The organism is Sulfurovum sp. XGS-02 (genome assembly GCF_023213175.1).
Lineage (GTDB): Bacteria > Campylobacterota > Campylobacteria > Campylobacterales > Sulfurovaceae > Sulfurovum.
Window position 1 is genome coordinate 183,632 of sequence record NZ_CP093312.1, and the last position, 11,396, is coordinate 195,027.

Sequence of the window (11,396 nt, forward strand, 5' to 3'; positions counted from 1 at the left end):
TATGTTTTTTCATTGGTTAGAAAAAAATCCATTCTTCTTCGCTTCGGGGATCTCGATCGTTATTGCATTTGCAGGACTTATTGAGATCGTACCGAATTTTGCGAAGGCGGCAAGACCGGTAGTAGACCTTAAACCTCGTACTGTCCTCGAGCTTGCAGGTAAAAATGTCTATATTAAAGACAACTGTATGTCATGTCACTCACAGCTTATCCGTCCATTTAAATCTGAGACGGACCGTTATGGGGATTATTCACTTTCAGGTGAGTATGCATTTGACAGACCATTCCTTTGGGGTTCTAAAAGAACTGGTCCGGACCTTCACCGTGTAGGAAACTACAGAACAACAGATTGGCATGAAAACCATATGTTGAATCCTGCTGAGATTGTACCTGGGTCTATTATGCCGGCATATAAACACCAGTTCACGAACCTGGCTGATATTGAAACTGCCTATGCTGAAGCGGTAACGGTTAAAAATGCATTTCACACACCATACGGCCCTGAGTTTAAAGGAACCAGAGCTGCATGGGAAGCACATAAACCGAAAGTTCTTGCAGACGCAAAAGCAATTGCAGATGATATGAAAAACAAAGACGTTAAAGAAGCAGTTGCGAGAGGTGAAGTACCTGAAATCGTAGCACTGATTGCTTACCTTAACAGTTTGAAATAGGCGAGAGAAAGATGGACATCAGGGATCTTCAAGGCTATGCCAGTTTCTTTATGACCATTTTTTTGGTAGTGATGCTGTATGGGTATATTATACACCTGTACAGAAGTGAAAAAAAAGGTGAGCGTGATTATGAAAAATACGGGAATATTGCACTTGATGATGAAGTCACAAGTACACCCGTAGAAGATAAACCCGCATCACAAAGAGAATATAAGGAGGAGAATAAATGAATGCATTAATGATAAAAGCATTGGCATTTGCAGCGGTGTTGATCATCGCAACGATCGCTGTTGTAACGAGTCTGGATATTGATATCTTTGCAGACTCTGTAAATGCGATAACAATGGGGGGAGCAATTGCAGTTGCGACGATCACAGCATCGGTTGCGGTTAAATATGTGAATCAGATGAAAACGGATACAGCAGCTGGTCCGCTTGCAGAGGATAACTGGGACGGTATCGGAGAGTATGAGAATGAACTACCATCAGGTTGGGCATATTCATTCTTGGCAGTTTTTCTTTGGTCAATGTGGTATGGTCTTATAGGGTATCCTGTAAATGCCTATAGCCAGATCGGTGAGTACAATGAAGATGTACTGGCATATAATGCAAAGTTTGAAGCTATACACAAAAATGCGGATGAAGCAACACTAAAAGAGATGGGTGAGTCTATCTTTTTGGTACAGTGTCAGCAGTGTCACGGTGTGACAGGAGATGGTCTTTCAGGTAAAGCACAAGATTTTACAGCCAGAATGAGCAAAGAGCAAGTATTGGATGTGATCAAGAATGGTCAAAACCAATTAGGGTATCCTATGGGTGCAATGCCTGCAGGTATGGCACAAGGTGCAGATGCTGAAGCGATCGCTGAGTATGTTGCCGGTGGTATGAAAGGTGAACAGCCTGCAGCATTCGCAGCGTGTGGTTCTTGTCACGGAATGGATGGTAAAGGAAACAATGGTATGTCACCAAACCTTGTATCTTACGATGCTGCATTGATGAACCATGTAGTTCAAAACGGTAAGAAGGGTATGATCGGTAAAATGCCGTCATTTAAGACACTTATTACACCAGTACAAGAGAAAGCTTTGACTGTATATATTCAGTCATTGTCAAACTAAGGAGTTTCATATGGCAGAAAATACAAAACGAAGTTTATTTGGACTACATGGAATATTCGGGGTTTTGATCTCGATCGTAGGTTTACTTGCAATTCTGATTACATTGATGCTCATGGTGGTCGTTGTACAAAGACATGCAGCGGTAAAGCCTTATGATCCGACAGCGATCAGAGACATAAATAACGTTAAAATGATTGATGTAGAGAATAAGCAGTATTCATTTATAGATGCAGAGAAAAAGGATAAATAATGATTAAATATATGGATAAAGTACTTATTGCATGTATGGCTTTTGCGGCGGTAGCGGCACTCTATTTGTCATTAAGTGGCAACCTTTTATACGTAGGATAAAATATGTTCAAAGCAAAAGTAAGGGCAACCTTGCTTGCTTTGGTACTTCCTCTTCTTCTAAACGCTAGTCATATACTCAAAGATGACATTCTAAAAATTGAAGCTGCACAACTCATCAATGAGATGGGTGATGAACTTTTTTCAAAAACAGGTATTAATGGATATGTGATAGCAACCAATGAACACTTTCCTGTAGGTTTCAACCTGGTAGCGTATAGCAAGAAGTATGAGGCACAAATGAGCAAGCCTTATGTCTTATTTATATTTGCACCTCAGGCACGAATCACTGAGCAAGCAGATACAAAGGGCAGGGTAGCGTTGATCCCTTCATCTGATGAAATCCGTGATTTATATGATAAAGATGATGTGGAAGATGCTGTAGTGGATATTGTCTCTTCGAAAGATAGTAACTCCGATGAAGATAAACATAACATTGGTGTACTGCAGGCTTTTTCAGAGCTGGCAGAAGGCATTGCTGAGTCCAAAGGGATTAAACTGACCAAAACGATACCTAATGAGACACGGCATATGGTATGGGGCTTAAGTGTGCTTATCTACATCGGTTCATTCTTGGTACTCTGGATCTTTGCAATCAGACCACTATATATGAGGATAAAACATGGCAAAAAATAGCGGAAAAACATACTGGCCGCACATGATACTCGGCTTTCTTGTGCTTGGGATCACGTTAAGTTACTGGACGGTAAAGTCAGCATCGTCCATACCGGTGCAAGAGTCCAACCAGTATATGCTCAAATACCAAATGGCTGATATGAATATCAACCAGATCATGGAGAAAAGAAAAGCATTTGATACAGCATATGCAATTCATCTATTGGATGTGGAAACGATGGTGATGACAGATAATGTGAACAGTAACCGTCCTCAACCAAACCCCGTGAAATTATCACAGGGGATGAATGCATTCACTTATGATGTGGTGACCAAAGAGGGGACCAGCGTATCAGATGCAAATGTCACCTTTTTGCTGACACGGCCTCACAGCAGGAGTGAAGATCAACTTTTCAAAAATATTCCTTATGTGAACGGAAAATACCGGGTAACAGATGTGAATATCACCAAAGCGGGAAGGTACACCCTGCAGCTTAGAGCAGAAGTCGGTGATACGATGGGTTACTCGGAAGTATCCGCTTACCTTAAACCATAAGGTGTCACCCCGAGAGAGGGATTCACCTTCTCTCATCTTTATCTGTCATATTGACAGATTTTTCCTTTTTATCTTCTACACTATGCTATACTACTCAGCATGAATCAACTCCATATTTATCCCACATCAAGAGCATTAAGGACAGTCAGTGCTGCACAGAAAGAACAAGAGGGTTTTCTCCCCGCACTCATGCGCATGGATGAGTTTGAACAGCGCGCTATTCTGTTAGAAGACAAAGTACAGATAGACCCGCTTCAGCGTATTCTTCTTTTACGTGAAGCAGCCTCTTTTCAAGCCTTTGAAGCGTTGAACCTCAATCTTGAACTGGTGAGGTTCTTTACCAAGAGTGATGCACTGTTTAAATTCTTTGAAGAGTTGGCTGCCGAACAGATAAGCTTTGAGACGTTGGCAGAGGCTGATGCCTATGCAGAGTTCGAGACACATCTTGGTATCCTGGAACAGCTTTTTGAGAACTATAGAGGACTGCTTGAGGCGCAGGGTTTTACCGACAAAGCATTAATCCCCCATGCCTACAGACTCAATGAGGGATTTTTACAAGCGTATGAAAGTATAGAGATACATTTGGAAGGGTACTTGAGTCGCTTTGAACTGGAGCTGATAGAAAACATATCCAAGAGAACACAGCTTATCATACACTATACGACCAGTCCGTTCAATGTGAAGATGCAGGAGCGTTTTGAAGCACTGGGGATGAGCTTGGAAAATGATGTAACTGTGAGTTTTGACCTGACAGAGAGAAAAATACTTTCGACCAGGCCCAATAAGGCAAAGATCAATGCAAATGTCTTCGCTGTGGAAGAACGACAGGAACAGATCGCTGTGGCATTTGTAGAGATAGAAAAGATGGTACGTTCGGGCATTCCTCCCGAAGAGATCGTGCTGATCCTGCCTGATGAGGATTTCAAAGAGCATTTTACGCTTTATGACACCCATAATAACCTGAACTTTGCGATGGGGTATGACTACTCCAACGGCCGTATCTACAAATCGCTTGAAGCACTCTATAGCTATTGGCAGAACTTTGACAGTGAGCACAGAGCGCTGTTGGAACGTTATGGGTTTGATCTGGAAACGGTAGAGAAACTCTCTTCTTCAAAACGCTGCAATACAGAAGCGTTTTTCAGTGCGATAGATGGTCTTGGACTATTGGAGTGCCCACTGCTTGAAAGTGAACCAAAAGAGAAGATGAATGAACGTGTCTATGAAAAGTATCTGCATTTTCTGAAGATATTTGCAAAAGAGGAGCTGAGTTTAAAGGAGTGGCTCTTTTTTTGGCTCAAAGCACTCTCCAAGATCACGATCGATGATGTGAGGGGCGGGCTGGTCACGGTTATGGGTGTGCTGGAGACCAGAGGCGTACATTTTGAAGGTGTGGTCATCGTTGATTTTAATGAAGGCATTGTCCCTGCTGCTTCTAGCAAAGACCAGTTTCTTAACTCCTCGGTACGTGCCTTTGCCAACCTCCCTACTAAACATGACCGGGAAGCTTTGCAGAAGCAGTATTATAAACGCTTACTGGAACAGGCCAAAGAGGTAGCGATACTCTACAGTACCAGTGACAATAAACTCCCCTCAAAATTCCTTTATGAACTGGGACTTAAAGGTGCAGTACCGGCCCAGGTACAAACTTCGCTGCTTTATGACCAGCCTACACAGTTTGTCGAAGAGAAAGATCCGGTCGTAGAGCATTTTAATGCACAGGAGATTGTATGGTCGGCATCAAGACTGAAAACCTATCTGGAGTGTAAGCGAAAGTACTACTATAGGTATATACAAAAGATAGAAGCAAAGAGAGAAGAGGAGCTGAATGAGGGGGCATTCTTGCATCTGCTCTTGGACCATCTCTATAGAGAAAAAGAGCGTTACGAGACCCAAGAAGAGATGCAAAAAAACATTGATATTCTCTTAGATCAGCTGCTTACTTTTGATGATTCTCAAACAGCCTATAAAAAACTGCTTTGGAAAGAGAAATTAAAAGGGTTCGTCACTTCACAAATAGAGCATTTCAAGGCTGACTGGAGCGTCGTGGAAAGAGAAGTGGAAGTGCAGGGAGAGATAGGAGGGCTTCGTTTCAAAGGACGCATAGACCGTATAGACCAGAATGCCACGGATACACTTGTACTTGACTATAAAAGCGGATCCACCAAAGAGGCCAACAAAACTAAGAACCTGGAGAATCTCACAGATCTGCAGATGAGCATCTACCATCAAATGCTAATGGGGAAATACCAAAACATCACTCTGGCATTTGTCAAGATACTCGAGGGGGGTAACATAGAGGAGATCACTGCACTGGAAGAGAAAAATGCACTCTTGGCACAACACATCATAGAGCTGAAGCAAACAGACTCCTTTAAGGCTGAAAAGTGTGAGGATCTACAAAAATGCAAGTACTGCGAATTTACATTGATGTGCGAAAGAGGAGAGTATCTATGAGTTTCAAACCTTTTTTAGCCTACTCCGCTTCAGCAGGGTCGGGTAAAACATTTGCCCTCTCCGTACGGTATATTTCACTGCTTTTCATGGGAGAATCCCCCAGCTCTATTTTGGCAGCCACGTTTACCAACAAAGCAGCAGCAGAGATGCGCCAAAGGGTAGTCGATTCTCTGCGTGCTTTGGCCGATGAAAGCAATGAAGCGTTCACGGGTGCGATCTGTCTGCAGACTGGACTCTCACGTGAAGCTCTGTTACAAAAACAGCCTGAGGTCTTGGCACGTTTTTTGGCCAGCAGTTCCTACATTGTCACACTGGATAGTTTTTTCTCTTCCGTCTTACGTTCAGCCTCTCTGGAGATAGGACTTGAACCGGACTTTGTCACCAAAGAAGAGGGTGAAGATGCACTGGAAAAACATTTCCTCGATGAGGTACAGGCCGAAGGACTGCTCTCTTCTCTTGTAAAGCTATCCATCGATATCGAAGACAAACGTTTTATGAAGATCTTTGATCTGATGCAGAACTTTTATAAGGTGGATCCTTTACTCCCTAGTCTGGAAGAGAGTGCTCCCTCTTTGGGCAGACAGGAAGAGGCCTGTGAAGCATTGAGAATCAAGATGATCAAAGCACTGACAGATGCTGATGCTGCAGCACGCTGTATGAATCAGTTTGACACCAAGAGTATCAAAGCGTTGTTTGGTAAATCTCTTTTTGAAAAAGAGACATTGGGAGAACATTCATGGTTCACAAAAGTGGCCAATGATGAGATAGAAGAGCTCTATGCCCTTCTCAAAAAAGAGTTACGTCTTTGGTCACAGGTGAAAGAAGCGATCGTATTACACAATCTCTTCAAGATATACGACTACTATAAAAATGCGACGATCATCAATGCAAAGTCTTCGGGTGTGCTGAGTTTTGATGATCTGACCTATTTTACCTACAGACTCCTGCACGAGAGTCTCAGCAAAGAGTTTTTGTATTTCAAAATAGACTCGAAGTTCAAACATATCCTGCTCGATGAGTTCCAGGATACCTCTACGCTACAGTTTCTACTGCTCAAGCCGCTGATAGATGAGATATTTTCAGGGCATGGACAGAGCGAATTCAAGAGCTTCTTCTATGTGGGAGATACCAAACAGTCGCTGTACCGTTTTCGAGGTGGCGTAGAAGAGCTGTTCGATAAAGTCGCTGAACACTATGGCGTGACCATAGAACAGATGGATACCAACTACAGAAGTTCCAGAAATGTTGTAGAGCAGGTCAACCGATGGTTTGAACCGTCGATGGAGGGCTATGTACCCCAAAAGAGTAAACCTGGGGCCTCTGAAGGGTACGTGGAGGTCCTTGAGTCCGAAGCACTGATAGATGAAGCTGTAGGACAGGCAAAAAGACTCTTATCGCTAGGGGTTGATGTCAATGAGATCGCCTTTTTGGTCAGTACGAACAAAGACGGTGTGAGTCTGCAGGAAGCCTGTCTGGGTGCAGGCATCGATACCCTTTTACAGACTTCCAGTTCACTCAAAAACCTTCCTAAAATAGCCGCACTGGTTGCCATGGTGGAGTATCTGTTCTACGGAGAGAAGATAGACGCAGAGGCAATGGTACTGAAAGTAGGTAAAAGAGTCGAAGATCTGGAAACCTCCTGGTTCTCCGCATTTATGAGCCCTCTGCAGGTGCTAGACAGACTGGTAAGGGTGTTCGGGTATTTTGATGAAGATATGAATATTTTGAAACTTTTGGAATTTTCATCACACTTCTCTGACATACCGACGTTTATAGAGGAGTTTCGCACCTCTTCCATCTCTGTGGCGGCAAATACGACGCATGGTGCCAAGATCATGACGATCCACGGATCCAAGGGACTTGAGTTCGAGTATGTCATACTGCTCGATAAACTCACCCGTAAAAACAGTGATAAGTCAGCACTGGTCTACCATTACAATGATCAGCTCACTATCGATAAGATACTCTACAGGATCAAAGGCAGGGAGAATTTTGATAACGTATATAAACGTATCATGGAGGCACGTAAAGTCTCAGAGCAAAAAGACAGAAAAAATATACTTTATGTAGCTTTAACCCGTGCCGTAGAGGGGCTGATTGTGCTTAGAAAACCCAAAGACTCTATTTTTGATGAGATCGATATGGCACCGCTGTCTGTAGGCGAGCTTCAAGTGGTCTCTAGGGATGAGAGTGAAAAGTGTGTACCTGAGAAAGTGAAAGCATTATCTATCACCAATTACGGTACACAAGAGGTGCTCTCTGCTGAGGAGGAAGAGGAGAAAGACTATGAGGCTATCTTGTTCGGTACAGCGTTGCATTATACCTTGGAGATGTTAGGCTCCTTTGATGAAAAGAGTCTGGGAGCAGCTATGCTCTCATTAAAAAATCGTTACGGACAGCAGTTGGCTGATCCAAGTATGGAACAGATAGAGATGCGTATCAAGAATTTGATAGGTTATCAAGCATTCCAACAGATACTCGATGGGGCCAAAGTCAGAAAAGAGCAGTCTCTTAGTTTTGAGGGTGAATTGAAACAGATAGACCTCTTGCTGGAGTATGAGGATCACTGTTTGGTGATAGACTATAAAAGTTCAAAAAAGTATGCATTGAAACATGAAAAACAGGTGAGATATTATCAAAAGGCCATAGGGAAGATCACGGGGAAACGAACAGAGGGGATGATCATTTACTTGCTAGAGGAAGAAATTGATATAAAAATCTTAAATTAAACTTAATTTAAATAAATTTTAAGTTTAAGTGGGTAGAATCCGTTCACAAAAGAGCATTTACCGTGTAAATTGTTCTATTTAAACAAGGAAAATTCATGAAATTGACATCAGTTCTTAAACCTTCTGAAGTACAACGTGACTGGGTTTTGATCGATGCAGAAGGTAAAACTTTCGGTCGTATCTTAACTGACGTAGCGGCAATTCTTAGAGGTAAACATAAGCCATCATTTACACCAAATGTAGATTGTGGTGACTACGTAGTTATCATCAATGCTGAAAAAGCAAAGTTCTCAGGGGTTAAACTTCAAGAGAAAGAGTACTTTACTCATAGTGGTTACTTCGGTTCTACTAAAAGTAAAAAACTTGATGATATGTTAGAAAACCATACAGAGAAACTTTACAAGCTTGCTGTTAGAGGTATGCTTCCAAAGACAACTCTTGGTAGAACAATGCTGAAAAAGCTTAAAGTATATGCAGGTGCTGAACACCCACACACTGCTCAAATTAATAAGGGAGCGTAAGCATGGCAACAATATACGCAACAGGAAAAAGAAAAGCAGCGATCGCAAAAGTCTGGTTGACTCCAGGTAACGGTGAAATGCTTATCAACGGTAAAACACTTGACCAATGGTTAGGTGGACATGAAACACTTAAGATGAAAGTAAGACTTCCACTTGAAGCAACAAAACAACTTGAGTCTATGAACATCAAAGCAACGACACTTGGTGGTGGTTATGCTGCTCAAGCGGATGCACTTAAGCATGGTATCACTAAAGCACTTGTAGCTTACGAACCATCTTTCAGAGGGATCCTTAAACCAATGGGACTTCTTACTAGAGACTCAAGAGTGGTTGAAAGAAAGAAACCAGGAAAGAAAAAAGCGAGAAGATCTCCTCAGTTCTCAAAAAGATAGTCGGTCTTTTCCTAAAGCCTGCCTTTGGAAGACCTCTTCGGAGATATTTTCGACTGTTTTTCCCCAAGGATTTTCCTTGGAACCACTTGCAAGAGATTTTCTCTTGCAAGGTCTACATTTTGTAAAACTTCATTTATTATTTACCTATTTAACAACTTTAGTGGCTCTTACGTACAACGATCAACATTTTAATATTGATGATAATAAATCGAATGAACTGCCAAATTTTACAGGTCCTCATAGCTCTTGCAAATTTCCCCGGGATCATGGTCAAGTTAAATTGCTCATTTTGAAAATTAACTTCTTCCTCTTTCATAATATCTCCTTTTTATAGTATTTTTTGATCTTTAACCAAGAATTGGTTACTCCGGGATCAGCGTCCAGCCTGGTTTGAGTTTTGCTTTGTAGATGAACATATGGTGTAGGATATGTTTGATCCAATGTCCTGCAAGACCGATCTCTCCAAAGGTATAGTCTGTATCACGACCTGTCCCTGGGTACTTTTCAAAATCCGGTACAACAGGGTAGACAGTCATAGCTGCAGCCTGACCATCAAAGAGACCTTTCCCTGCACTTGCCACACACGCGGCACCCATCTCTGCCATAGAAGCTTCATGAAGATGTGCGCTGCCTCCACTTTTGATCATATCGCATACAGAGTGGGCAACTGCTTTACCAATGATACCTGCAGGCATGCCTGTTCTTGGTGGTGTAGGGTTGATCGGTGTGCCGTTTGGTGAACTCATCGGTTTAGAGATAAGATGCGGTGGTGCAAAGGCGATACCGCATGCAAAAATATTCTTAAATAATGGGTTTTGGTAGGTTCTAGGCCAGTCAGATGCTCTCCAGTTCTCATAGGTACCTGCATCATATTTAGCATCCACTTTCATAAACCCGTTCGGTGCAAAGAGTGTATCTGTTATGTCTGAACCGTCTTTGTCATAGGCTTGTAGTCCTACACCCGAAAATGGTGGGATCAGCATAGAGAAGTCGAACTCCTCTTCACCTATGGATCCATCCAAAAGTTCATAATGGAGTTTTCCCGCTTCTATTTTGTTGACATGGGCCCCGATGATCCATGGCACATTTCTTTCAGCATATAGTGATTCTGCAAAAAGTTTGGAACTGACAGTATACCCTCCCACTTTCATGTGAAGGCCACCCATACCAAAGTCACCAAGGAATGATTCATTGGAGATCCATTTGATATCCAGCATATCACGGATACCTGCTTTTCTGGCTTCATGTTCGATGTTAAAAATGTACTCAAAGGCTGCCCCCTGACAGGTACACGTACCATGACCTGTACCTATCAGCAGTTTTTGTCTCTCGCCTGCTTTTGCTTTTTCAAACACTTTTTTCAATGCTTCATTGGCATGTACAGCATGGTCTGCTGTACAGACAGAAACCGTATGTTCCCCCACGCCACCTTTACCGTTACCTAAACCCGGTGTTGCATCAAAGTTTAGTTTAGGTCCGGTGGCATTGATGAGATAATCATAGGTCAACTCTTCTGTTTGGCCTTTGGTCTCTTCTTTTGTGGATTCTATGACAATGTATGGAGCATCGCTGCCCGCTTTTCCGTTTGGATGGATGGAGAGTGCCAGGGCCTGTCTGTAGTCGATCCCTGCTTTTTTATAGACCGGTGCGAGAGGAAAGACAACATCCTCTTTTGTCATCTCTCCTACCCCCACCCAAATATTCGATGGAATCCAGTTCCATTGGGAATTTGGGGTCACTACTACCACTTCATGTTCTTTGCCAAGCCATTTTTTTGCAAATGTCGCTGCAGTGTGTCCTGAAACACCACCGCCCATTACTACCAATCGTGCCATCTTCGTCCTTTTATAAATGGTATAGTCTCATTCTATGAGATAAATTTTTAAAAGAGAATTAAAATCAGTAAAATGAATGATATTTATCATTATAAATTATTTTTGACGTATAAACTATAGGTATTATACAGCTAAAAATTGATGCTCTGTAAATCA

At 42.3% G+C, this 11,396-nt stretch carries 12 protein-coding genes; 10 read left to right on the top strand and 2 right to left on the bottom strand.

What is annotated here, in order from left to right:
* Position 1: 1 nt before the first annotated feature.
* The 10 genes from ccoO to rpsI all read left to right on the top strand — a co-directional run bounded on the left by ccoO (position 2) and on the right by rpsI (position 9,405).
* Positions 2–670: a cytochrome-c oxidase, cbb3-type subunit II gene (gene ccoO, locus MN086_RS00945; RefSeq protein ID WP_008245684.1), complete on the top strand. Its 669-nt coding sequence runs from the start codon at positions 2–4 to the stop codon at positions 668–670.
* Between the two features lie 11 nt (positions 671–681).
* Positions 682–900: a cytochrome c oxidase, cbb3-type, CcoQ subunit gene (locus MN086_RS00950; protein WP_248576191.1), complete on the top strand. Its 219-nt coding sequence runs from the start codon at positions 682–684 to the stop codon at positions 898–900.
* Complete coding sequence (locus tag MN086_RS00955; RefSeq protein ID WP_248576192.1) at positions 897–1,787, top strand: c-type cytochrome; 891 nt, start codon at positions 897–899, stop codon at positions 1,785–1,787. Before MN086_RS00950 ends, MN086_RS00955 begins: the two co-directional genes overlap by 4 nt.
* 10 nt (positions 1,788–1,797) lie before the next feature.
* Positions 1,798–2,037, top strand: a complete 240-nt coding sequence (locus tag MN086_RS00960; RefSeq protein ID WP_248576193.1) for a DUF4006 family protein — start codon at positions 1,798–1,800, stop codon at positions 2,035–2,037.
* 104 nt (positions 2,038–2,141) lie between these two features.
* A complete protein-coding gene (locus MN086_RS00965) occupies positions 2,142–2,771 on the top strand; it encodes a hypothetical protein (protein WP_248576194.1) in 630 nt (209 codons plus the stop codon).
* Positions 2,758–3,306: a FixH family protein gene (locus MN086_RS00970; RefSeq protein WP_248576195.1), complete on the top strand. Its 549-nt coding sequence runs from the start codon at positions 2,758–2,760 to the stop codon at positions 3,304–3,306. Before MN086_RS00965 ends, MN086_RS00970 begins: the two co-directional genes overlap by 14 nt.
* 99 nt (positions 3,307–3,405) lie before the next feature.
* Positions 3,406–5,763 carry a PD-(D/E)XK nuclease family protein gene (locus MN086_RS00975; protein ID WP_248576196.1) on the top strand — a complete coding sequence of 786 codons (2,358 nt, stop codon included), beginning with the start codon at positions 3,406–3,408 and terminating at the stop codon, positions 5,761–5,763.
* Positions 5,760–8,492, top strand: a complete 2,733-nt coding sequence (locus MN086_RS00980; RefSeq protein WP_248576197.1) for a RecB-like helicase — start codon at positions 5,760–5,762, stop codon at positions 8,490–8,492. Before MN086_RS00975 ends, MN086_RS00980 begins: the two co-directional genes overlap by 4 nt.
* A 95-nt stretch (positions 8,493–8,587) precedes the next feature.
* Positions 8,588–9,013: a 50S ribosomal protein L13 gene (rplM, locus tag MN086_RS00985; protein ID WP_248576198.1), complete on the top strand. Its 426-nt coding sequence runs from the start codon at positions 8,588–8,590 to the stop codon at positions 9,011–9,013.
* A gap of 2 nt (positions 9,014–9,015) precedes the next feature.
* Positions 9,016–9,405, top strand: coding sequence for a 30S ribosomal protein S9 (gene rpsI / locus MN086_RS00990; protein ID WP_248576199.1), 390 nt, complete (start codon positions 9,016–9,018; stop codon positions 9,403–9,405).
* 157 nt (positions 9,406–9,562) lie between these two features.
* On the opposite strand, the gene MN086_RS00995 is transcribed toward rpsI, so the two are convergent.
* Together MN086_RS00995 and MN086_RS01000 are read right to left on the bottom strand one after the other, a co-directional pair.
* Positions 9,563–9,721 (bottom strand): hypothetical protein, encoded by a 159-nt coding sequence (locus tag MN086_RS00995; protein WP_248576200.1) that lies wholly within the window; start codon positions 9,719–9,721, stop codon positions 9,563–9,565.
* Between the two features lie 46 nt (positions 9,722–9,767).
* Positions 9,768–11,240 carry an NAD(P)/FAD-dependent oxidoreductase gene (locus tag MN086_RS01000; protein ID WP_248576201.1) on the bottom strand — a complete coding sequence of 491 codons (1,473 nt, stop codon included), beginning with the start codon at positions 11,238–11,240 and terminating at the stop codon, positions 9,768–9,770.
* Between the last annotated feature and the right edge of the window lie 156 nt (positions 11,241–11,396).